The sequence below is a fragment of the Paracoccus sp. MA genome (assembly GCF_020990385.1).
Taxonomy (GTDB): Bacteria; Pseudomonadota; Alphaproteobacteria; order Rhodobacterales; family Rhodobacteraceae; genus Paracoccus.
Genome location: NZ_CP087597.1, coordinates 984,779 through 1,007,405, shown reverse-complemented (window position 1 = coordinate 1,007,405; position 22,627 = coordinate 984,779). Strand labels below are relative to the sequence as shown.

Sequence of the window (22,627 nt, the reverse complement as noted above, 5' to 3'; positions counted from 1 at the left end):
CCGGGCAACGCATTACTCGCGAGGGGCGGCGATGACGGACAGGAAACTCGGCAAGGGCGCACTGGCGCTGATCTCGGCGTTGGCAGTGGCCGCGCCTGTCGCAATGACGGCCGTGCCCGCCTCGGCCTATGTCTTCAGCAACGTGCGGATCGAGGGCAACCAGCGGATCGAACCCGCGACCATCCTGTCCCATCTGGACCTGCCGCGCGGCCAGGACGTTTCGGCGGGGGCGCTGAACGACGCGCTGCAGCGGCTGCAGAATTCCGGCCTGTTCGAGACGGTCGAGCTGGTGCCCTCGGGCGGCACGCTGGTGGTGCGGGTGGCGGAATATCCCACCATCAACACCATCGCCTTCGAGGGCAACAAGCGGCTCAAGGACGAGAACCTGGCCGAGATCGTCAAGTCCCAGTCGCGCCGGGTCTATTCGCCCGCCCAGGCCGAGGCCGACGCCGCCGCGATCAGCCAGGTCTATGCCTCGCAGGGGCGCCTGGCCGCCCGGGTCGATCCGCGCATCATCCGCCGCGGCAGCAACCAGGTCGATCTGGTCTTCGAGATCCGCGAAGGCGACGTGACCGAGATCGAGCGCATCGGCTTCGTCGGCAACCGGGCCTTTTCCGACCGCCGGTTGCGCAACGTGCTGCAGACCAAGCAGGCCGGCATCCTGCGCACCTTCATCCGCCGCGACACCTTCGCCCCCGACCGCATCGCGCTGGACGAGAAGCTGCTGACCGATTTCTACCGCTCGCGCGGCTATGCCGATTTCCGCGTCCAGGCCGTGGCGCCCGAACTGGCGCGCGAACGCGACGCCTTCTACATCACCTTCCAGATCCAGGAAGGCCCGCGCTATACCTTCGGCAATGTCACCACCGTCAGCGAGATTCCGGGCGTCGATGCGGCCGAGTTCGGGGCCCAGAACCGGGTCAAGCGCGGCGCCGTCTACAACCCCACCGTGATCGACACCACCATCCGCCGGATGGAGGCGCTGGCGCTGCGCAAGGGGCTGGACTTCGTCAATATCGAGCCGCGCATCACCCGCAACGAGCGCAACCAGACGCTGGACCTGACCTTCGCCCTGACCCGCGGCCAGCGCGTCTTCGTCGAGCGCATCGACATCGAAGGCAACACCACCACGCTTGACGAGGTGATCCGCCGCCAGTTCACCACGGTGGAAGGCGACCCCTTCAACCCGCGCGAGATCCGCAATTCCGCCGAGCGGCTGCGGGCGCTGGAATATTTCTCGGACGTGCAGGCCGAAAGCCGTCCCGGATCGTCGCCCGAGCAGGTCATCGTCGACGTGAACGTCGAGGAGCAGCCGACCGGCAGCCTGAGCTTCGGCGTCAGCTACGGCGTGGCCAGCGGCGTGGGCTTCAACGCCGCGCTGTCGGAAAAGAACTTCCTGGGCCGCGGGCAGGAGGTGAGCCTGTCCTTCGCCACCGGCTCGGGCACGCAATCCTCGGGCCTGACCTTCATCGAGCCGTATTTCCTGGGCCGCAACCTCAAGGCGCGGGCGCAGGTCTGGTACAACACCACCGACCGGCTGAATTCGGATTACAACACCCGCACCGTGGGCGTGCTGACCGGGATGGAGTTCCCGATCTCGGAAAACGGCCGGCTCGAACTGCGCTACAAGCTCAGCAAGGACACGCTCTTCGACGTGGACCCGATCCATGTCGATCCGGAAAGCGGCCGCATCGCCGGCTCGTCGCCGATCCTCTACAACGAGCAGGGCGGTTTCTTCACCTCGGCGGTCGGCTATACCTACAGCTATGACAGCCGCATCGCCGGGCTCGATCCGCTGACCAGCTATCGGCTGCGCTTCAGCCAGGATTATGCCGGCCTGGGCGGCGACGTGAAATCGGTCACCAGCACGCTTTACGCGGGCGTCGAAAGCCGGGCCTGGCGCGAAAGCGTGACCATGCTGGCCGAGTTCGAGGCGGGCGCCGTGCATATGCTGGACGACCAGAGCAGCCGGTTCATGAACCGCTTTACCGGCAACAGCAAGGTCCGCGGCTTCGAGCCGAACGGCTTCGGCCCGCGCGACCTCGAGGCGCCGAACCAGGACGCGCTTGGCGGCAACTATTTCTGGGCGCTGCGCACCGAGCTGCAGTTCCCGCTGGGCCTGCCCGAGGAATACGGCATCACCGGCGGCCTGTTCGCCGATGCCGGTTCGGTCTGGGGGCTGGACAACCGCATCGGCGCCAATGGCGTCGAGGTCGACGACGGCATGAAGATCCGCGCCGCGATCGGCGCCTCGGTCTTCTGGACCACGCCGATCGGGCCGCTGCGCTTCAACTTCGCCAAGGCCCTCAAGAAAGAGGACTATGACGAAGAGCAGGCCTTCGACCTGACCATCTCGACCCGGTTCTGATGCTCCGGCGGCGGGGCATCGCGGCGTTCCTGGCGCTGGCTGCCCTGCTGGCAGCCGGGCCCGGCGCTCTGGCCCAGCAGCAGGGCGCATCGCCGCCCCCTGCCGACTCTCCCGGCCGTTCGGTGCCGCCCATCGTCGTGGACACGCCGCCGCCCAACGGCGATGCGGTGCTGCCGGTGCTCACGCTGGACCAGGATACGCTTTACCTGCGGTCGCAATGGGGCCAGCGCGTGCAGGACGAGCTGGAGCAGCGCGGGCGCGAGATCGCGGCCGAAAACGACCGTCTGGCCGATCAATTCTCGGCCGAGGAGCAGCAGCTGACCGCCCTGCGCCAGACCCTGCCGCCAGACGAGTTCCGCCAGCGCGCCGACGAATTCGACAAGCGCGTGGTCGAGGTCCGCCGCGCCCGCGACGCCGCCGCCCGCGAATTGCAGGCCGAGGCGGATGAGGAACGCCAGGCCTTCTTCCGTGCCGCGCTGCCGGTGCTGGCGGCGCTGATGCGCGAGCGGGGCGCGGTGGTGGTTCTGGACCAGCGCGCGATCTTCGTCGCCGCGCAAGCCATCGACGTCACCGAGCTGCTGATCGAGCGCATGGACCGCGAGGTGGGGCCGGGCCCCTTGGATGAGCCGGCCGAAAGCGAGGCGCCGGACCCCGCCACGCCCGGCGAAGCGCCTGCCGAGGCCCCGGCCGAAGCACCTGCGGAAGCGCCCGGGGAGGGCGGCCCGCAGCCGGAGGCGCCGGATACGCCCGAGGCGGCGGAGCAGTAGGCGGCGGATGTCCAGCCTCGCCGCTACGGCTGCGGCCGGAGCCGACCGGCGGGCCGGGGCAATGGCGAGGCGCGGATTTTCTGCCGCATTCCGGCCCCGGGGGCGGCAGGCGTCCGGAACGCGGACCTAGCCGACGCGGCGGTCCAGCGCGCCGATGCGTTCCGTCAGCAGGGAAAAGAAGCCCTGCGGCTCGACATCGCGGATGAAGGTGGCGTTCGGGGTCCGTCCGCTGACCCGCCACCAATCGGCGACGGTCATGCCCAGCGTGTATTCGCCCTGAGTCTCGATCTCGACATTGATGTAGCGGCCCGAGAACAGCTCGGGCTTCAGGAGCCAGGCGATGGTGCAGGGGTCGTGCAGGGGGGCGCCCTCGCTGCCGTATTTCTCGCGGTCGAAACGCTCGAAGAAATCGGTCCAGCTGGCGACCGCCTGGCCGACCCGGCCCATGGCGCGCATGCCCTCGACCCAGGCGCGGCTGGTCAGGGCGCGGTGCGTCACGTCCAGCGGCATCACCGTCAGCGGCGCGCCGCTGGCAAAGACCAGTTTTGCCGCCTCGGGATCGACATAGATGTTGAACTCGGCGGTGGGGGTGATGTTGCCGACCTCGAAATAGGCGCCGCCCATCAGCACGATCTCCTGCACGCGCGGGACAATGTCGGGCGCGCGCCGGAAGGCGGTGGCGATATTGGTCAGCGGGCCGATCGGCACCAGGGTGACGCTGCCCGGCTTCTCGCGGCGCAGGGTCTCGATCAGGAAGTCCACGGCATGGCCCGGGGCAAGGGGCATGGCCGGCTCGGGCAGGGTGACGCCGTCGAGCCCGGTCTTGCCGTGCACGTGCTCGGCGGTGACCAGCTGGCGGCTGAGCGGCGCGTCGCAGCCGGCATGGACCGGCAGGTCCGGGCGGCCGGCCAGCTCGCAGACCATCCGGGCGTTCCGCTCGGTGTGGTGCAGCGGCACGTTGCCGGCGACCACGCTGAGGCCCAGCACCTCCAGCTCGGGGCTGGCCAGCGCCAGCAGGATGGCGACCGCGTCGTCCTGGCCCGGATCGGTGTCGATGATGATCTTGCGCGCCATGGGTTTCCCTTTGCTGCGTTTGCGGGGGCAGGGAAGCCCGGCCGGAGCCGGGATGCAAGCCCCCTTTCTAGCCGCCGGCCGGCCGCAGATGGGTGATGCCCGCAGCTGCCGCGCGCGCCAGCGCCGGGTCGAGCGACATCACCACATATTCGCCGCGCCGCCACAGCTCGGCCATGTCGTCGTAATGGCGCGAGAGCGGATGGCCGGACTGCCCGGTCGAGATGATGAAGACCGAGCTGTCGGGATCGGCCAGGTCATAGACCCCGCGATAGGCCGCGCCCGTTACGTTCAGCCAGGGATTGCGGCCATGGCCGAGGAACCCGGCCTGGGCGATGGTGGAACTGCCGCCCGAGGTCGGCTGGATCAGGTTCACGATGTAAGAGATGCCGCGCATGTCCCCCAGCGCCGGATGGACGTGCCGGGCGCGGTGCAGGTCGCCCCAGCGCCAGCTGGCGAGGTCGGGCCCGAAGCGCGCGACCAGATCCAGCAGCGCCGCGTCCAGCGCCTGCCGGGCGATCTGGGTGCAGGTCTCGACCGGGGCGGATTGCCGGATGTCGCACCAGGCCGAGGCGCCTCCGATGTCGCGGAATACCCGGTCGATGAAATCGGGATAGAGCTGGGTCAGCGCGTCGGCCAGCGGCCCGAGATCGTCGCGCACCAGCCGGTCCTGCAGCGCCCGCATCCAGGCGGCATAGATCATCGGCTCGGGCAGGTGCTCGCTCATGGCGCCGTCCCAATTGGCCAGCAGCGCCAGCGCGTCCTGGCGCAGCCGTTCGGGCGTGCCCTGGGCGGCGGGCTCGCCGGTGAACCACAGCTCGGCGCCGACCAGCGGCAGCAGGGCGCGGGCGACCGGGCTGACGATGTCGTTCTGCGCGGCGATGAAGCTGTCGCGGGAATGCACCTCGCGCGTGTCGATCAGATGGCGTAGCCGGTTCAGCCGGTGGCCGTCGCCCCAGTCATGGCCAAGCCCGCCCGCGCCCGGCGGCGCCGCGCCGGTCGCGGCCACGATGCCGCTTTCCGGGCTGAGCCGGGTCAGCTCGGCGGGGGCGGGGCTGAGCCCCTGCCAGCGGTTCTCGGCGATCCAGCCCGGCGCGGGCAGGCGTCCCGCCGTCTGGTGGCCCGGCGGGCGATGCGGCACGGCGCCGGCCAGGACCTCGCCCACGCCTTGCGCGTCGGCCAGCGTCACCGTCAGGGCCGGGGCGATCATCTCGCGCAGCGCCCCGGCCGCCGCCTGCCGGTCCTGCGCCCGCATCAGCCCGATCAGCGCCGTCATGCTGCGGTCGTTGCCATAGCCGCCGGTCCAGGCCAGCGCCGCGACATGGCCGGCGGGCAGGATGGTGGCGATGTCCAGATGCGCGCCGGGAATGACCGGGCCGTTTTCCGTCTCGCGCAGGGTGATGGTCTGCGGCTCGGCGCCGCGGATGCGCAGGGTCTCGCGCCGGGTGGTGAATTCGGTCCAGCCGCTCGCGCCGCGATAGCGGTTCGGGTCGCCGGGCTGCACTTCCTCGATATACAGGTCCTGGTCGTCGATCTGCGCCGAGGTGATGCCCCAGGCAAGGCCGGTGTTGCGCCCGGACAGCACGGCGGGAATGCCGGGGATGGTGCCGCCGATCACCCCGCCCGAGCGAAGCTCGATCCGCGCCAGATACCACAGGCCCGGCGCGGTCAGGGCGAATTGCGGGTCGTTGGCCAGAAGCGCGCCGCCCGCCGCCGTGCGCCCGGCCGCGGCGGCAAAGCCGTTGGCCGAGGCGCCCGCCGCCGGCGCGAGGTAGCCCGCCAGCGTCGCGGTCCAGTCCCGTGGCCCGGTGCCGCGTTCCGGCGCGGCGAATCGCGCGCCGGGGAATAATGTGGCATAGGCCGGCAGGGGCGGCTCTCCGCGCATCGCGACCAGCTCCTGCCCGCGTTCGGGGACGGCCAGAGACAGCCGCGCCCGCAGCACCTCGCGCCGCATCTGCACGCTGGACGAGGCGGCCAGCAGCTTCAGGATCGCCAGCGAATCCGCCGGTTCCCAATAGGCGATATCCTCGGGATAGAGGAAGAATTCCGGCGCGCCGCGCCCGCGCGCGCCCAGGTTGACCTGTTCGATCCAGGCATTGACGCCCTCGGCATAGGCCTGCAGCGCCTCCAGCACCTCGGGGTCCTGCGCCTGAAGCGAGGCGCGGGCGTTGCGGTAAAGCCCCAGCCGCCGCGCCAGGTCGTCGGCCGAAAGCGCGCCGATGCCATAGATCTCGGCCAGCCGGCCCTGCGCGGCGCGGCGCAGGACGGTCATCTGGAACAGCCGGTCCTGCGCATGGGCAAGGCCAAGCGCGAAGAACACGTCGCGGTCGCTTTCCCCGAAGATATGCGGCACGTCCTCGGTGGTGCGCACGATCTCGACCGGGGCCGAGATGCCCTGGACCGCATAGCTGCCGTCGTAATCGGGCAGCGAGCGGATGGCGAAATACCAGGCCAGCGCCACCAGCGCGACGGTCAGAAAGATCAGCCCGACCGTCAGGCGCACAAGCCAGCGGAAAAGTGTCACCATGAAAAGGCGCGGTCCCGAGCTTGGGCGCGAGAGGTTGACCCCCGCGCCGGGTGATGAAATTCATCGGGGTGAATAGGGCAGGGCGCGTGCCGGATCAACGCGCCTTTACCAGATGAGGGAGAGAATCTGATGGCACGCGTGGCATTTCTGGGACTTGGGGTGATGGGCTTTCCCATGGCGGGGCACCTGGCCGCCGCCGGGCACGAGGTGACGGTCTGGAACCGTAGCCCCGCCAAGGCCGAGGCCTGGGCCGGGCGCCACAAGGGCCGTGTGGCGGCCACCGCTCGCGAGGCGGCCGAGGGCGCGGAATTCGTCATGGCCTGCGTCGGCAATGACGACGACCTGCGCCAGGTCTGCCTGGGCGAGGCCGGTGCCTTTGCCGGCATGGGCAAGGGCGCGGTCTTCGTCGATCACACCACGGTTTCGGCGGCGGTGACGCGCGAGCTTTCGGCGCTGGCGGCCGAGGCGGGGCTGGGCTTCGTCGACGCACCGGTCTCGGGCGGGCAGGCGGGGGCCGAGAACGGCCAGCTTTCGGTGATGTGCGGCGGCACGCCGGCCGATTACGCCCAGGCCGAGCCGGTGATCGCCGCCTATGCCAAGATCTGCAGGCTCATGGGCCCCTCGGGCGCGGGGCAGCTGACCAAGATGTGCAACCAGATCGCCATTGCCGGGCTGGTGCAGGGCCTGTCGGAATCGCTGCATTTCGCCGAGAAGGCGGGGCTGTCGATCCCCGAGGTGGTCGAGGTCATCAGCCAGGGCGCCGCCGGCAGCTGGCAGATGGCGAACCGTCACCAGACCATGGCCGAGAACCGCTTCGACTTCGGCTTCGCGGTGGACTGGATGCGCAAGGACCTGGCCATCTGCCTCGCCGCCGCGGACGAGACCGGCGCCAGCCTGCCGGTGACGGCGCTGGTCGACCAGTTCTACAAGGAGGTGCAGGCCATGGGCGGCGGGCGCTGGGACACCTCGTCGCTGATCGCGAGGCTGCGCAAGTGACGCCCGCGCTTGCCAAGGGCGCGGGGATCGCGCTATCAGCCGGCTCGGGGGCGGTTAGCTCAGTTGGTAGAGCGTCTCGTTTACACCGAGAATGCCGGGGGTTCGAGTCCCTCACCGCCCACCACTCTCCCGGAGCCCGGCCATGAGCGGAACCCTGTCCAGCCTGCGCATCGTCGAGATCGCCGGCATCGGCCCCACGCCCTTTTCTGCCATGTGGCTGGCCGATCACGGCGCGCAGGTGGTCCGCATCGCCCGGCCCGGCTCGCCGCAGATCTTTCCGATGAAGCGGGACGTGCTGGATCGCGGCCGTGACTGGCTGGAGCTGGACCTGAAATCGCCCGAGGGCCGCGGGATCGCGCGCGGCCTGATCCTGCGCGCCGATGCGGTGATCGAGGGCATGCGCCCCGGCGTGATGGAGCGGCTGGGCCTCGGCCCCGGGGATTTCCCGGAAAACCCGCGGCTGGTCTATGGCCGGATGACCGGCTGGGGGCAGACCGGCCCGCTGGCGCATTCCGCCGGCCACGACCTGACCTATCTGGCGATCACCGGCGCGCTTTCCGCCATCGGCCCGCGCGATCACCCGGTGCCGCCGCTGAACCTGGTCGGCGATTTCGCCGCCGGCTCGATGTATCTGGTCGCCGGCATGCTGGCGGCGATCCTGCGGGCGCGCGAGACCGGGCGGGGACAGGTGGTCGATGCCGCCATCACCGACGGGGTGGCGCATCTGATGGCGATGATCTCGGGGCTGCGCGTCAACGGGCTCTGGCGCGACGAGCGCCAGGCGAACCTGCTGGACGGCGGCGCGCCCTATTACAGCTGCTATCCCTGCGCCTGCGGCGGCTTCCTCGCCGTCGGCGCCATCGAGCCGCAGTTCTGGGCCGAGCTGGTCCGGCGTCTGGGGCTTTCCGAAGCCGATCTGCCCGACCGTAGCGATCCGGCGAACTGGACCGCGCTGCGCGAGACCCTGGCGGCGCGGATCGCCACACGCAGCCGCGACGACTGGGCGGCCGAGCTGGAGGGGACGGATGCCTGCGCCGCTCCGGTGCTCTCCATCGCCGAGGCGCCGAGCCATGCGCATAACCGGGCGCGCGGGGCCTATCTGGGCGATGATCCGCGCCCGGCGCCGCTTTTGTTGCGCGAGCCGGCCAGCCTGCGCGAGGGGCGGCGGCTCTCGGCGGAGGAGGCGCGCGATCTGTGGCGCTGAGCCGCCATTCCTGTTGACTTGCCCGGCCGAATCCGCGATATACCCGCGACCGGCCGGGCGCATGTCCGTTGCCGGCATCATATTTTGAATCTCACCCGGGAATGGGTGCGCTGTCCGAAGGCGGGGCCTGGCCCCATCAACATCCGCGATGCGGGGCCGAAGGACGCGGCAGAGCAAGGAAAGACGGAATGTTCGCAGTTCTCAAGACGGGCGGCAAGCAGTACCGGGTTCAGGCCGGCGACGTGCTGCGCGTCGAAAAGCTGAACGCCGAAGCCGGCGACAAGGTCCAGTTCAACGACGTGCTGATGATCGGCGCCACCGTGGGCGCGCCGCTGGTCGCGGGTGCGGCCGTGCAGGCCGAGGTCATCGACACCATCAAGGCCGACAAGGTCATTACCTATGTCAAGCGCCGCCGGAAGCATTCCTCGCAGCGCACCCGCGGCCATCGCCAGCAGCTGACGCTGGTCCGCATCACCGAGCTGCTTGAAAAGGGCGGCGACAAGACCGATGTGAAACCTGCCGTCGGCGCCCGCACCAAGCTCGAGGCGGCCGAACAACCGGCGAAAGCCAAGAAGTCGAAAGCCGAAGCCTCGGCCGAAGACGCCAACTGAGGCAGAAGGAGACTGAGCCATGGCACATAAGAAAGCAGGCGGTTCGTCCCGCAACGGCCGCGATTCGGCCGGTCGTCGTCTCGGCGTGAAACTCTATGGCGGCCAGCAGGCCGTCGCCGGCAACATCATCGTGCGTCAGCGCGGCACCACCTGGTGGCCGGGCCAGAACGTCGGCATGGGCCGCGACCATACGCTGTTCGCGCTGACGGACGGCCAGGTGACTTTCAAGAAGGGCCTCAAGGGCCGCACCTTCATTTCCGTGCTTCCCGCCAATGTCGAGGCCGCCGAGTAAGCCGATTTTAACACTCGGGTGCTAAAAGGGGATCGGCCGCAGCCGGTCCCCTTCGCGTTTTCGGAATCCGCACCCATATCATTGCGAGTAATTGGGGGAGAATAGAGACATGAACGAATTGATTGCCTCGGATGCGCGGCAGATCGAGATCGTGACCGAGCGTTTCGTCCTGCGCCCGCTTCGGGCGTCGGATGCGGGGCTCATCGCGCATTACACTGCCGATCGACGCGTGGCCGAGGGAACCCGTTCGATCCCGCACCCCTTGCCGCCCGGCGCGGCCGAAGCCTATGTCCGCCGCGCCATGTCGGCCGACCGGGACGAGGATGTCTGGGCCATCGACGGTTCGGCCAACAAGCTGGCCGAGCTGCTGGGCGTGGTCTCGCTGACCCGGATCGACAAGGAACAGTCCGAATTGGGCTTCTGGATCGGCGCGGGGTTCTGGAATACCGGCTTCGCGACCGAGGCGGTCTCGGCCCTGGTCGAGGCGAACCCGCACCGCTCGCGCACCCTGTTCGCCGAGGCGTTCCAGGACAATCCCGGCTCGGCCCGGGTGCTCACCAATTGCGGCTTCGAATATCTCGGCGATGCCGAAAGCTGGTCGGTGGCACGCGATGCGCGGGTACCGACCTGGACCTATCTGCGCAAGATGTCCTGACCGCCAAGCCCGCGTGGCGCGCGCAGAAGCCTGCCCGCGCCGCGAAGGCCGGGTCGGGCAATTAGGCCCCGGCCTTGCGAGCAGGGCCGGGGCGCGTGCGGCTGTTCGCACGGGCTTTCCGGCCCGGACTGGCCGCTCTCCAAGGGGCATCCCCTTGTCCGGGGCGGGCTCAAAGCTCGGCAAACATCTTCTCGCCTTTTGGCCCGAAGAGCGCGCGGCATCACCAGCGGAGCTTTCTTCCACCCTTCCGTCGCAGCAGCGCGTCTCAAAACAGCCCGCAAGGCCCCGAAGCGCGCCGGCCGGAGGAGGCTGTTCCGCAATCGCTATAGCCCTCCTCTGCGGTGCCCCCCTGCCGGCGCCATTGCCCCGAGCAACTGCGCGTGCCGGCCTCCGCCGCAGCAGCGCGAAACGACCAATCCTGCATCACCCAGGGGCGTCCGGCCGTTTCACCCCAGCCCGGGAATATGCGGCCCGGGCCGCCCGCTGTCCCGGGGGAGGCCAGGCATCAAGACCGGCAGGGCCGGCCGGCATCCGCCTTGTCCCTCGCCGCACCCGAAATCGGGCCCGCCATCTGGCCTGACCCGGACGGTCCGTCAAGGCTTCGATCAGACCGGCTCGGCCCTGCCGGAAGCCCGCCGTCCCAAGCTGCGGCGCAGTTGTGCCCTACCCGGGCTTTCTCTGTTTCATAAATACCATGTCGCGACCGTGCCGCAAAACCCGCGGCTGCCGGTGTTTCCGGCTCCGCAGCCCGCTCCGCCTGTGACCCTCAGCGCCGCAGGCTTACGGAATTGCTCGCGCCCGAGATCACCACCTCGCGCAGATCCGGCAGGACGGCATTCGGGATGACCAGCGCCACCGTTGCCGCATCGGCAAGCGGATTGGCCGGGTTGGCCGCGGCGAAGGTGTCGGGTTGCGGCGGCTTGCCGACCAGACGCAGGCGCAGCACGCCGTTCTCGTCCGGGCGGATGCGTCCCTTGGGCATGGGAACCTCGGTCACCAGCGCCAGGTCCCACCAGGCCTTGCTGGCGGCCAGCCCGGTCACGACCAGCATCCGCCCCTCGTAGAGCGGTTCCCACCTCGCTCCGGTGACATGGGCCAGCGGCACGCGGCCGTCATTCACCGTGGTCGGATAGCCGCCCTCGGGCTCCAGCGTCTGCGTCTGCGGCGCGCTGCCGAACCAGCGCATCGGGTTCCAGCTGCTGTCTCCCATGCGGCCGCAGCCCGCCAGCACCAGCGCCGCACAGGCAAGAATGCCCAAGGTTCCTGACCGCATGAAGCCTGCCCCCGTTTTCCCGCTTCTTTGCGGCAGTGATAGGCCAAGATGCGCGGGGGCGAAAGCCTCTTTGACCTCGCCGACCCATCGCGCTATGCAAGATCGCCCGACGCGAGAGGATGCCCCGATGGCCACGCCCGCCTTTGAAGAGATCGCCGAGACCTTCGATTTTCTCGAGGACTGGGAAGAGCGCTATCGCCATGTCATCGAGCTGGGCAAGGCGATGCCGCCCATGGACCCCTCGCTGCAGGTGCCCGCCACCAAGGTCGAGGGCTGCGCCAGCCAGGTCTGGATCATGCCCCGGATCGAGGGCGGCCATTTCGATTTCCAGGGCGACAGCGATGCGCTGATCGTGCGCGGGCTGATCGCCATCCTGCACGCGCTTTATTCCGGCGTGCCGGTGCGCGAGGTGCCGGCGATCGACGCCAGCGCCGAGCTTGGCCGGCTGGGGCTGGAGGAACATCTTTCGGCGCAGCGGTCCAACGGGTTGCGCGCCATGGTCGAGCGCATCCGGCTGCTGGCCGCAGCGGCCTGAACCCGACTGTCAGCCGCCGCGCCGGTGCGAGATCCAGCCGCCGCCCAGCACGCGGCTGCCCTCGGTGGCATAGAACACGCAGGCCTGGCCGGGGCTGACGCCTTCTTCCGGGGCCAGCAGTTCGACCTCGGCGCGCCGCTCGCCGGTCACGCGCAGGATTGCCGGCCGCGGCGGCCGGGTCGAGCGGATGCGGGCGGTGATGGCGATCTCGCCCTCGAAGGGCGCGTCGCCCAGCCAGTTCACCTCGGTTACCGGCACGATCTTCGTCGCCAGCGCCTGCTTGGGGCCGACGACGACCCGCCGCGTCTCGGGCTCCAGCCGCACGACATAGAGCGGATCGCCGAGGCCGCCGATGCCCAGGCCGCGGCGCTGGCCGATGGTGTAATGGATCACGCCGCGATGCGTGCCCAGCACATTGCCGTCCATGTCCACGATCTCGCCCGGATCGGCCGAGCCGGGGCGCAGCTTCTCGATCACGCTGGCGTAATTGCCGTCCGGCACGAAGCAGATGTCCTGGCTGTCGGGCTTGTCGGCGACCGACAGCCCGTATTGCGCCGCCAGCGCCCGGGTCTCGGCCTTGCTGGCCAGGCCGCCCAGCGGGAAACGCAGGAAATCCAGCTGCTCCTGGGTGGTCGAGAACAGGAAATAGCTCTGGTCGCGGGCGGGATCGGCGGCCATGTGCAATTCGGCGCCCTTCGCGCCGTCGAAGCGGCGGATGTAATGCCCCGTCGCCATGCAATCGGCATCGAGTTCGCGCGCGGTCTGCAAGAGATCGCGGAACTTGACCCGCTCGTTGCAGCGGATGCAGGGCACCGGGGTGGCGCCGGCCAGATAGGCGTCGGCGAATTCCTCGATCACCGATTCCCGGAACTTGTTCTCGTAATCCAGCACGTAATGCGGAAAGCCGATGCGCTCGGCCACCCGGCGGGCGTCGTGGATGTCCTGCCCGGCGCAGCAGGCGCCCTTTTTCGCCAGCGCCGCACCGTGGTCGTAAAGCTGCAGCGTCACGCCGATCACGTCATAGCCCTGCGCCGCCAGCATCGCCGCCACCACCGAGCTGTCGACGCCGCCGGACATGGCGACGACCACGCGCGTCTGCGCCGGGGGCTTGGCAAAGCCCAGCGAGTTCACGGTCGAATCGGGTGCGGCCGGGCGCAGAGAGGAAGCTGGCGCTGTCATGGATCGTCCTTTCGCGGGGGCGCATGTCGTCCGGGCCCCGCAGTTCCCAACATTTATAGGAAAAATCCGGCAATTCTCAAGGGCGGGGAGCGGAAAAACCCGGCGTGACTTCACCTCGACTTAAGAAGTTTGCGGCAGAACGGGGCAAGGAAGACAAGGACTTGCCGATGTTTCTGAAGAAAACCCCCGGCCCGCGCACCGCGATCCTGCCCGATGGCAGCATTCTGTCCCTGGCCGACCTGCCCGATCCGCAGACCCGCTGGGTGGCCAGCCGCAAGGCGGCGGTCGTGGATGCCGTGCAATATGGGCTGCTGGCGCGGGAGGAGGCGATTCGCCGCTACGGCCTGACCGAGGAGGAGTTCGACGCCTGGGCCAGCGCCTTTCGCCGTCACGGACGCAATGCGCTGAAAATCACGCAGTTGCAGAGATTTCGGCAACCGTAAGTTGAGACATATTTGATGATTTATCCGGTAACGTGATATTAACCTTTTGCGGAGAAATTTTACCAGTCGTCTGGTTAGCAAGGGGAAAAGACATGCGAATCCTTCTCGTGGAGGATGATCCGACCACGGCCCGCAGCATCGAGCTGATGCTGACTCATGCGAGCTATAATGTTTATCGCACCGATATGGGCGAGGAAGGCATCGACCTGGCCAAGCTCTATGACTACGATCTGATCCTGCTGGATCTGGACCTGCCGGACATGCACGGGATGGAGGTGCTGCGGCAGATTCGCATGTCGCGCATCGATACGCCGATCCTGATCCTGACCGGCTCGGACGATACCGAAAGCAAGCTGCGCGGCTTCGGCTTCGGCGCCGACGACTACATGACCAAGCCCTTCAACCGCGACGAGCTGATCGCCCGCATCCAGGCCATCATCCGCCGCTCCAAGGGGCACAGCCAGTCGGTGATCCGCACCGGCGATATGGTGGTGAACCTGGACGCGCGCTCGGTCGAGGTGGGCGGGCGGCCGGTCAACCTGACCGGCAAGGAATACCAGATCCTGGAACTGCTCAGCCTGCGCAAGGGCACGACGCTGACCAAGGAGATGTTCCTCAACCATCTCTATGGCGGCATGGACGAGCCCGAGCTGAAGATCATCGACGTCTTCGTCTGCAAGCTGCGCAAGAAGCTGGCCGCGGCGATGAACGGCGAAAGCCATATCGAGACTGTCTGGGGCAGGGGCTATGTCCTGCGCGATCCGGTGGTCGAGACGCCGAACCCCGAACGCATGGCGCTGCGCGCCTGACGCGGCCCGCGCGGCCGGGTGCTGGACAATCCGGCCCCGGCCCCGCTATCACCTTTCCCCGGATCATGGCCCGCAAGGGCCGGCAGGCAGGCGGAGGGCAGGATGGCCGGAGAAGACGAGGAGCAGGCTGTTCCCGCAGCGGAATCGGCCCGGCCACCGGTCTCCGGTCTGGATGCAGGGGCAGCGGCCGAGGAGCATGCGCGGCTGAGCGAACTGGTGGCGCGCGCCAACCTGGCCTATTACCAGCAGGACGCGCCCTTCATCAGCGACGCGGAATACGATGCCGGCAAGCGTCGGCTCGAAGAGATCGAGGCGCGCTTCCCCCAGCTTGCGCATCCGGCCAGCCCGACGGCGCAGGTCGGGGCCGCGCCCGACACCCGCTTCGCCAAGATCCCGCATCGCCTGCCGATGCTGTCGCTGGAAAACGGCTTCAGCCAGGGCGATGTCGAGGCTTTCGTGCAGCGGGTGCGCTCGTTCCTGAACCTCGCGCCCGGCACGGTGCTGGAGATCACCGCCGAGCCGAAGATCGACGGGTTGTCGCTGTCCCTGCGCTACGAGGGCGGGCGACTGATCCAGGCCGCCACCCGCGGCGACGGCGCGGTGGGCGAGAACGTGACCGCCAACGCCCGCACCATCGCCGACATTCCCGAGCGACTTGCCGGCGACGGCTGGCCCGAGGTGCTGGAGATCCGCGGCGAAGTCTACATGTCGCATGCGGATTTCGAGACGCTGAACCAGTCCGACAGCGGCCGGGTCTTTGCCAACCCGCGCAATGCGGCGGCGGGCTCGCTGCGCCAGCTCGACCCTGCGGTGACGGCGGCGCGGCCGCTGCGTTTCTTCGCCTATGCCTGGGGCGAGGTCAGCGCGCCCTTCGCCGACACGCAGATGGAAGCGGTGCGGCGGATGCAGGATTTCGGCTTCCAGACCAATCCGCTGACCCGGATCTGCGCCTCGGTTCAGGACATGCTGGCCGCCTGGGCTGAGATCGAGCAGATGCGCGCGACGCTTGGCTATGACATCGATGGCGTGGTCTACAAGGTGAACGACCTCGGCTATCAGGCGCGGCTCGGCATGCGCTCGACCACGCCGCGATGGGCGCTGGCGCACAAGTTCCCGGCCGAGCGCGCCTGGACCCGGCTGGAAGCCATCGACATCCAGGTCGGCCGCACCGGCGCGCTGAGCCCGGTGGCGCGGCTGCATCCGGTGACGGTGGGCGGCGTCGTCGTCTCGAACGCCACGCTGCACAACGAGGATTACATCGCCGGCCGCGGCGCCGACGGCAGCGAGATCCGCGGCGGCAAGGACATCCGCATCGGCGACTGGGTCGAGGTCTATCGCGCCGGCGACGTGATCCCCAAGGTCGCGGACGTGGACCTGGCCAAGCGCCCGCCCGAGTCGGTTCCCTATGCTTTCCCCGAGACCTGCCCGGAATGCGGCTCGCCCGCCATAAGGGAAGAGGGCGACTCGGTCCGGCGCTGCACCGGCGGGCTGATCTGCCCGGCCCAGGCGGTCGAGAAGCTGCGCCATTTCGTCTCGCGCGCCGCCTTCGACATCGAGGGGCTGGGCGCCAAGCTGGTCGAAGAGCTGTTCCGCGACGGCTGGATCGCCGAGCCGGCCGACATCTTCACCCTGCAGGACCGCTACGGCCCCGGCCAGCTGACCCAGCTGAAGAACCGTGAGGGCTGGGGCGAGAAAAGCGCCGCCAGCCTGTTCCAAGCCATCAAGAAGCGCCGCGAGATCCCGCTGGCGCGGCTGCTTTTCGCCCTTGGCATCCGTCATGTCGGCGAGGTTGCGGCGCAGGATCTCGCCCGCCATTACGGCAGCTGGGAGGCGCTGGAGGCGGCGCTCGACACCGCGCGCCCGGCGGCTGTGGCGCATCGCCTGGCCGAAGAGGCGGCCCAGGTTGAGCGCGCGGCGGCCGCGGCCGAAGGCCGCCGTGCCCGGCCATCCGAGGCGCGCGCCGCGGCGCTGGCGCAGGTCGATCTGCCGCCCAAGGCCAGCGCGGCCTGGGCCGGGCTGATCGCCGCCGACGGCATCGGCCCGGTGCTGGCCATGTCGCTGTCGGACGCCTTCGCCAATGCGCGCGAGCGGGCGGCGATCGACCGGCTGGTTGGCTTTCTGACCGTGCTGCCGCCCGAGAAGCGCGCCGCCGACAGCGCCATCACCGGCAAGACCCTGGTCTTTACCGGCACGCTGGAAAAGATGACGCGGGCCGAGGCCAAGGCGCGGGCCGAGGCGCTTGGCGCCCATGTCGCGGGCTCGGTCTCGGCCAAGACCGACCTGCTGATCGCCGGCCCCGGCGCCGGATCGAAGGCGAAGAAGGCCGCCGAACTGGGCATCAAGGTTATCGACGAGGACGAATGGCTGGCGATCGCCCAGGGGTGACGGGCCGCCCGCCGGCGCTGTTTCCGCTGTTCGCGGGTGTCGAGACCCTGCCCGGAGTCGGCCTGCGCGCGGCCGAGGCCTTTGCCCAGATGGGCGTGACGCGGCTGCGCGACCTGATCCTGACCCTGCCGCATTCCGGCATCCGCCGCCGCCCGATCGCCCGGCTGGCCGATGCCCGCCCGCCCGAGATCGTCACCGTTGCGATCACCGTGCAGCGCCACAGCCCGCCCACGGCCAAGGGCCGGCCCTGGCGGGTGCATTGCTCGGACGGCAGCGCCGACCTGCAGCTGGTCTTTTTCCATCCGCGCAAGGACTGGATCGAAAGCCAGCTGCCTTTGGGCGCGCGGCGGCTGGTTTCCGGCAAGATCGAGCTGTTCGACGGCATGGCGCAGATGGTGCATCCCGACCATATCGGCGCCGAAGGCTCGGTGCCGCCGCCGGATTTCGAGCCGGTCTATCCGCTCTCGGGCCGGCTGACTCAGGGTGTGGTGCAAAAGGCGGTGGGGGCCGCGATGGGGCGGCTGCCGCAGGCGGGGGAATGGATCGACGCCTCGGTCCTGGCGCGCGAGGGTTGGCCGGCCTGGGCCGAGGCGCTGGCCCGCGCCCATGCGCCGGAAGGGCCGGCCGGCCTGTCGCCGACCGATCCGGCACGCGCCCGGCTGGCCTATGACGAGCTGTTCGCGCATCAGATGACCCTGGCGCTCTTGCGCCGCGACCGGCGGCGGCAGGCGGGGCTGGCCACGCAGGGCGACGGGCATCTGCGCGCCAAGGTGCTGGCCGGGCTGCCCTGGCCGCCGACCGGGGCGCAGGCCCGCGCGGTCGAGGAGATCGCCGGTGACATGGCCGCGCCGCGGCGGATGAACCGGCTGTTGCAGGGCGATGTCGGGGCCGGCAAGACGCTGGTCGCCTTCCTCGCGCTGCTGGTCGCGGTCGAGGCGGGCGGGCAGGGCGTGCTGATGGCCCCGACCGAGATCCTGGCCCGCCAGCATTTCCGCGCGCTGGAGCCGCTGGCGCGGCTGGCCGGCATCCGGCTGGAGGCGCTGACCGGCCGCGACAAGGGCGACGCCCGCACCAATATCCTGACCGACCTGGCCGAGGGGCGGATCGACATTCTGGTCGGCACCCATGCGGTGATCCAGAAATCGGTCGAATTCCACGACCTGCGGCTGGCCATCGTCGACGAACAGCACCGCTTCGGCGTCAACCAGCGCATGGAACTGGGCGCCAAGGGCGGGCATCTGCCGCCCGACATGCTGGTGATGACGGCAACACCGATCCCGCGATCCTTGGCGCTGGCGCAATTCGGCGACATGGACTTGTCGGTGCTGGACGAAAAGCCCGCTGGCCGGCAGCCGGTCCGCACCACGGTGGTCTCGGACGCGCGCATGGCCGAAGTGGTGGAGCATCTGGCCCGGGCGCTCGACACCGGCGCCCGGGCCTATTGGGTCTGCCCGCTGGTCGAGGAGAGCGAGGCCATCGACCTGACCGCGGCCGAGGCGCGCTTCCAGGAGCTGCGGGCGCGGTTCGGCGAGCAGGTGCGGCTGGTTCACGGCCAGATGCCGCCGGAGGAACGCGACGCGGCGATGGCCGATTTCGCCGCCGGCCGGGCGCGCATCCTGGTCGCGACCACGGTGATCGAGGTCGGCGTCGACGTGCCCGAGGCGACGATCATGGTGATCGAGCGCGCCGAAAGCTTCGGCCTGGCGCAGCTGCATCAGCTGCGCGGCCGGGTCGGGCGCGGCTCGGGCGCCTCAAGCTGCCTGCTGATGTATCACGAGCCGCTGTCCGAGACCGGGCGGCGGCGCCTGACCATCCTGCGCGAGACCGAGGACGGCTTCCGCATCGCCGAGGAGGATCTGGCGATGCGCGGCGCCGGCGACGTGATCGGCACCGCGCAATCCGGCCTGCCGCGGTTCCGCATCGCCGACCTGGAACGCCAGGCCGGGCTGATGGCGCTGGCGCGCAAGGACGCGCAGAGCTTCCTGGAGCGCGACCCGGCCATGGAGAGCGGGCGCGGCCAGGCCGTGCGGCTGCTGCTGTGGCTGATGGAGCAGGATCGCGCCATCCGACTGATCAGCGCCGGATAGATGTTCGCAGGAGGTTCTTAAAAAGTTCTTTACTTTGTTCGCAACTCATGAGAACAAACCATAAACGAACTGTGGAGAGACCTCATGACCCGCGAATCCCTCTCTGACCTGCTCGGCACCGTCGCGATTTCGGTGACCGCGATCATCCTGTTTTCGCTGCCCTCGATCCTGGCGGCCTGATCCTCACTGCCCCGCGCAATCGACGGCCCTTCGCCTGGGGCCGGAACCTTCCCCCGGACGATCATGCGCGCAACTGCCGGTCCCTTGCGGGCCGGCTTTTCTTTTTCGCCTCCGGCGGGAGTATTTGGAAAACGGTGAAGGCGGGCGGGGCGCGCCTCCGGCGGGGGTATTTGGGGGAACGAAGAAGCCGGTCAGGCCGAGGCGTCGATGGCGCCGAGCAGCGCCTCCCAGGCCAGCAGGATCGAGGCGTGGCGGTTCGGGAAGTCGCGGGCGGGCAGCAGGGCTTCCAGTTCCTCGAAGGGCGGCGCAGGGGCGGGGCCGTCGGATTTCAGCATGGCCTGCAATGCGTCGCGGGCGCGGGCGATCTCGTCGCGGGTGCGGCCGAGCGCAGTGCGGCCCAGAACCCCGGCAGAAGCCTGGCCCAGGGCGCAGGCCCGCACCTCCTGCGCGAAATCGGCGATGCGGCCGTCCCGCAGCGCCACATGCGCCGTGACCGAGGAGCCGCATTGCGGCGAGCGGCGATGCGCGCTGCCCGTGGCATGGTCGAGCTTGCCCAGATGCGGGATGTCCGAGGCCAGCGCCAGGATGCGCCGCGAATAGAGCTGCATCAGGTCGCTGTCGGACATGGTCTTTTCCCTTGCTGCCGTCGGGTCTAGATAGGTGCGGTGCAGCCGAAAGGAAAGCCGATGTTCGACCCTGCCAGCCTGAAATATGACGCGAACGGGCTGATTCCCGCCATCGCGCAGGATCATCGCAGCGGCGAGGTGCTGATGATGGCCTGGATGAATGCCGAAGCCGTCCGACAGACGCTGGAGAGCGGGCGGGTGACTTATTGGTCACGCTCGCGCCAGGGCTTCTGGGTCAAGGGCGAAAGCTCGGGCCATGTGCAGAAGCTGGTCGAGCTGCGGCTGGATTGCGACCGCGACTGTCTGCTGCTGCTGGTCGACCAGCATGGGCCGGCCTGCCACACCAACCGGCGCAGCTGTTTCTACACCGCTATCCGCGAGGGGAAAGAGGTCGAGATCATGGCGCCGTCAGAAGCCTAGCTGGCGGCGGATCTGCGCGGCGCTGGTGCCTTCGTCGCGGAAAAGCTTCAGCGCGCGGGCGTCGTCCCGCTTGGCGAGGCGCTTGCCCTGCTCGTCCCGGATCAGCCGGTGGTGGTGGTAGCGTGGCGTCGGAAGCTCCAGCAATTTCTGAAGAATGATATGGATATATGTTGAATCCAAAAGATCTTTCCCGCGCGTCACCAGGGTGATGCCTTGGGCGGCATCGTCCACCACCACCGCCAGGTGGTAGCTGGTGCCCATGCCGCGCCGTGCCAGCACCACGTCGCCGATCCCGGCGACGAAGTCCCGCGCGGTGAGGCGATGCGGCAGCCCGGGGGCGATGTTCTGGTCGAGAAAGACGATCTCGTCAAGCCCGAGATGGTCGAGCGCCTGGGCGGCGTTCAGGCGGATGGCGTCGTCCGGCCCGGCCTCGGCCATAGAACGGTGGCGGCAGGTGCCGGGATAGACCGGGCCGTCAGGGCCGATCACGGCCGCGCCCTCTTGCGGGGCCGAGAGCGCGGCGCGGATATCGGCGCGGCGGCAGCGGCAGGGATAGGTCAGGCCCAGCCCCGCCAGCCGGTCCAGCGCCGCCTGATAGGCGGGCAGGCGTTCGGACTGGCGCATGACCGGCTGCGGCCAGTCGAGGCCCAGCCAGTGCAGGTCCTCGGCGATCAGCGCCTCGTATTCCGGGCGGCAGCGACTTTGGTCGATATCCTCGATGCGCAGCAGGAACTGGCCGGGATCGGCAAGGCGCGCGGCGGTCAGGGCCGCGAAGGCATGGCCCAGATGCAGCGGCCCGGTCGGCGAGGGGGCGAACCGCGTCCAGTTCAACTCTGCCCCGCAAGCCATTGCCGGAAATCGGCTTTCGCGCGGTCGGTATAGGCCGGGTAGCGGTCCTTGCGCCCCTTGCGGCCGCCGCGCATCGCGTCCAGCGGCGGGTAGAGGCCGAAATTCACGTTCATCGGCTGGAAGGTCCTGGCATCCGCGCCGCCGGTGATGTGATTGACCAGCGCACCCATCGAGGTGGTGGCTGGCGGCGGCGGCAGGTCGCGCCCTAGCGCCTCGGCCGCGGCCATGCGGCCAGCGAGCAGACCCATGGCGGCGGATTCGACATAGCCCTCGACCCCTGTCACCTGGCCGGCGAAGCGCAGGTTCGGGCGCGCGCGCAGCCGCAACCGGTCGTCGATCAGCCGCGGCGAATTCAGGAAACTGTTGCGGTGGATGCCGCCCAGCCGCGCGAAGCTGGCATTCTGCAATCCGGGAATACGGCGGAAAACATCCACTTGCGCGCCGTATTTCATCTTTGTCTGGAAGCCGACGATATTGTAGAGCGTCCCCAGCGCATTATCGCGGCGCAGCTGCACCACGGCATGGGGTTTTTCGGCCGGGTTATGGGCGTTGGTCAGGCCCACGGGTTTCATCGGACCGTGGCGCAGGGTCTCGCGGCCGCGTTCGGCCATGATCTCGATCGGCAGGCAGCCGTCGAAATAGCCGGCCGTTTCCCCCTCGTGGAACTCGGTCTTGTCGGCGGCGAGCAGCGCGTCGATGAAGCCCTCGTAATCCGCGCGCGTCATCGGGCAGTTGATATAGGCGGTGCGCTCTTCCTCGGTCTCGCCCTTGTCGTAGCGGCTTTGCCGCCAGCAGATCGACATGTCGATGCTGTCGGCATGGACGATGGGGGCGATAGCGTCGAAGAAGGCGAGCGAGCCCTCGCCGGTCAGGTTGCGGATCGACTGGCCGAGCGCCTCGGAGGTCAGCGGGCCGGTGGCGACGATCCAGCGCCCCTCGCAGGGCAGCTCGCAGATCTCGCCCGGCGCGAAGCTGACCAGCGGCTCGTCGCGCAACGCCCGGGTCACGGCCTGCGAGAAGGCGTCGCGGTCCACGGCCAACGCGCCGCCGGCGGGCAGGCGGTGACGTTCGGCCATGGCCATGATGAGCCCGCCCGCGACCCGCATTTCCCAATGCAGCTGGCCCACGGCGTTCATGCGGTCGTCGTCCGAGCGGAAGCTGTTCGAGCAGACCATCTCGGCGCAATCGCCGGTGCGGTGGGCGAAGGTCGCGACCTGGGGCCGCATCTCGTGCAGCACCACGGGCACGCCGGCGCGGGCGATCTGCCAGGCGGCTTCGGACCCGGCAAGGCCGGCGCCGATGATATGGATCGGTTCCATGCGTTTCCCCTTCGCGTCAGGCGCGATGTCC

The 22,627-nt window shown here is 69.2% G+C and carries 20 protein-coding genes and 1 tRNA gene; 14 read left to right on the top strand and 7 right to left on the bottom strand.

What is annotated here, in order from left to right; genetic code table 11:
• The first annotated feature begins 31 nt into the window (after window positions 1-31).
• Together bamA and LOS78_RS04900 are read left to right on the top strand one after the other, a co-directional pair.
• Complete coding sequence (bamA, locus tag LOS78_RS04905; RefSeq protein ID WP_230375879.1) at window positions 32-2,368, top strand: outer membrane protein assembly factor BamA; 2,337 nt, start codon at window positions 32-34, stop codon at window positions 2,366-2,368.
• Window positions 2,368-3,135 (top strand): OmpH family outer membrane protein, encoded by a 768-nt coding sequence (locus tag LOS78_RS04900; RefSeq protein ID WP_230375877.1) that lies wholly within the window; start codon window positions 2,368-2,370, stop codon window positions 3,133-3,135. The genes bamA and LOS78_RS04900 overlap by 1 nt, the downstream gene beginning before the upstream one ends.
• A gap of 126 nt (window positions 3,136-3,261) precedes the next feature.
• Here the strand turns inward: LOS78_RS04900 and LOS78_RS04895 are convergent, their stop codons facing one another.
• Together LOS78_RS04895 and LOS78_RS04890 are read right to left on the bottom strand one after the other, a co-directional pair.
• Window positions 3,262-4,209: a nucleoside hydrolase gene (locus LOS78_RS04895; RefSeq protein ID WP_230375876.1), complete on the bottom strand. Its 948-nt coding sequence runs from the start codon at window positions 4,207-4,209 to the stop codon at window positions 3,262-3,264.
• 67 nt (window positions 4,210-4,276) lie between these two features.
• The gene (locus tag LOS78_RS04890; RefSeq protein ID WP_230375875.1) at window positions 4,277-6,733 is read right to left on the bottom strand and encodes a penicillin acylase family protein; all 2,457 of its coding nucleotides are present in this window, start codon (window positions 6,731-6,733) and stop codon (window positions 4,277-4,279) included.
• A 129-nt stretch (window positions 6,734-6,862) separates the two neighbouring features.
• Between LOS78_RS04890 and LOS78_RS04885 the strand changes: the two genes are divergently transcribed.
• The 6 genes from LOS78_RS04885 to LOS78_RS04860 all read left to right on the top strand — a co-directional run bounded on the left by LOS78_RS04885 (window position 6,863) and on the right by LOS78_RS04860 (window position 10,491).
• A complete protein-coding gene (locus tag LOS78_RS04885) occupies window positions 6,863-7,729 on the top strand; it encodes an NAD(P)-dependent oxidoreductase (protein ID WP_230375872.1) in 867 nt (288 codons plus the stop codon).
• 48 nt (window positions 7,730-7,777) lie between these two features.
• Window positions 7,778-7,853, top strand: a tRNA-Val gene (locus LOS78_RS04880).
• Between the two features lie 18 nt (window positions 7,854-7,871).
• Window positions 7,872-8,933, top strand: a complete 1,062-nt coding sequence (locus LOS78_RS04875; RefSeq protein ID WP_230375870.1) for a CaiB/BaiF CoA-transferase family protein — start codon at window positions 7,872-7,874, stop codon at window positions 8,931-8,933.
• 188 nt (window positions 8,934-9,121) lie between these two features.
• Window positions 9,122-9,544 carry a 50S ribosomal protein L21 gene (gene rplU / locus LOS78_RS04870; RefSeq protein ID WP_230375868.1) on the top strand — a complete coding sequence of 141 codons (423 nt, stop codon included), beginning with the start codon at window positions 9,122-9,124 and terminating at the stop codon, window positions 9,542-9,544.
• 19 nt (window positions 9,545-9,563) lie between these two features.
• Window positions 9,564-9,836, top strand: coding sequence for a 50S ribosomal protein L27 (rpmA, locus tag LOS78_RS04865; protein WP_028711243.1), 273 nt, complete (start codon window positions 9,564-9,566; stop codon window positions 9,834-9,836).
• 109 nt (window positions 9,837-9,945) lie between these two features.
• Window positions 9,946-10,491: a GNAT family N-acetyltransferase gene (locus LOS78_RS04860; RefSeq protein WP_028711242.1), complete on the top strand. Its 546-nt coding sequence runs from the start codon at window positions 9,946-9,948 to the stop codon at window positions 10,489-10,491.
• Between the two features lie 766 nt (window positions 10,492-11,257).
• Here the strand turns inward: LOS78_RS04860 and LOS78_RS04855 are convergent.
• The gene (locus LOS78_RS04855) at window positions 11,258-11,764 is read right to left on the bottom strand and encodes a hypothetical protein (RefSeq protein ID WP_230375866.1); all 507 of its coding nucleotides are present in this window, start codon (window positions 11,762-11,764) and stop codon (window positions 11,258-11,260) included.
• Window positions 11,765-11,891: 127 nt separating this feature from the next.
• Here LOS78_RS04855 and LOS78_RS04850 point away from each other — a divergent pair, with 127 nt between their 5' ends.
• Entirely contained in the window at window positions 11,892-12,299 is a 408-nt protein-coding gene (locus LOS78_RS04850) for a SufE family protein (protein WP_028711240.1), read from the top strand.
• Between the two features lie 9 nt (window positions 12,300-12,308).
• Here LOS78_RS04850 and mnmA read toward each other — a convergent pair whose 3' ends face one another.
• Complete coding sequence (gene mnmA / locus LOS78_RS04845; RefSeq protein WP_230375865.1) at window positions 12,309-13,478, bottom strand: tRNA 2-thiouridine(34) synthase MnmA; 1,170 nt, start codon at window positions 13,476-13,478, stop codon at window positions 12,309-12,311.
• A 167-nt stretch (window positions 13,479-13,645) separates the two neighbouring features.
• Here mnmA and LOS78_RS04840 point away from each other — a divergent pair, with 167 nt between their 5' ends.
• From LOS78_RS04840 to recG, 4 genes are all read left to right on the top strand, one after another.
• Window positions 13,646-13,921 (top strand): DUF1153 domain-containing protein, encoded by a 276-nt coding sequence (locus LOS78_RS04840; RefSeq protein WP_028716488.1) that lies wholly within the window; start codon window positions 13,646-13,648, stop codon window positions 13,919-13,921.
• A 92-nt stretch (window positions 13,922-14,013) separates the two neighbouring features.
• Entirely contained in the window at window positions 14,014-14,730 is a 717-nt protein-coding gene (gene ctrA, locus LOS78_RS04835) for a response regulator transcription factor CtrA (RefSeq protein ID WP_028711237.1), read from the top strand.
• A gap of 102 nt (window positions 14,731-14,832) precedes the next feature.
• Window positions 14,833-17,115, top strand: coding sequence for an NAD-dependent DNA ligase LigA (gene ligA / locus LOS78_RS04830; protein ID WP_230375860.1), 2,283 nt, complete (start codon window positions 14,833-14,835; stop codon window positions 17,113-17,115).
• On the top strand, window positions 17,091-19,202 hold the full coding sequence (gene recG / locus LOS78_RS04825) for an ATP-dependent DNA helicase RecG (RefSeq protein ID WP_230375856.1): 2,112 nt from the start codon (window positions 17,091-17,093) through the stop codon (window positions 19,200-19,202). Before ligA ends, recG begins: the two co-directional genes overlap by 25 nt.
• 371 nt (window positions 19,203-19,573) lie before the next feature.
• On the opposite strand, the gene LOS78_RS04820 is transcribed toward recG, so the two are convergent.
• Window positions 19,574-20,008 (bottom strand): iron-sulfur cluster assembly scaffold protein, encoded by a 435-nt coding sequence (locus tag LOS78_RS04820; protein ID WP_230375855.1) that lies wholly within the window; start codon window positions 20,006-20,008, stop codon window positions 19,574-19,576.
• Between the two features lie 60 nt (window positions 20,009-20,068).
• Between LOS78_RS04820 and hisI the strand changes: the two genes are divergently transcribed.
• Window positions 20,069-20,428, top strand: coding sequence for a phosphoribosyl-AMP cyclohydrolase (gene hisI, locus LOS78_RS04815; RefSeq protein ID WP_028711233.1), 360 nt, complete (start codon window positions 20,069-20,071; stop codon window positions 20,426-20,428).
• Here hisI and gluQRS read toward each other — a convergent pair.
• Window positions 20,417-21,277, bottom strand: coding sequence for a tRNA glutamyl-Q(34) synthetase GluQRS (gluQRS, locus tag LOS78_RS04810; RefSeq protein ID WP_230375850.1), 861 nt, complete (start codon window positions 21,275-21,277; stop codon window positions 20,417-20,419). The two genes, hisI and gluQRS, sit on opposite strands and share 12 nt — an antisense overlap.
• Window positions 21,256-22,596 (bottom strand): methylenetetrahydrofolate--tRNA-(uracil(54)-C(5))-methyltransferase (FADH(2)-oxidizing) TrmFO, encoded by a 1,341-nt coding sequence (trmFO, locus tag LOS78_RS04805; RefSeq protein ID WP_230375845.1) that lies wholly within the window; start codon window positions 22,594-22,596, stop codon window positions 21,256-21,258. Before trmFO ends, gluQRS begins: the two co-directional genes overlap by 22 nt.
• Window positions 22,597-22,627 lie beyond the last annotated feature (31 nt).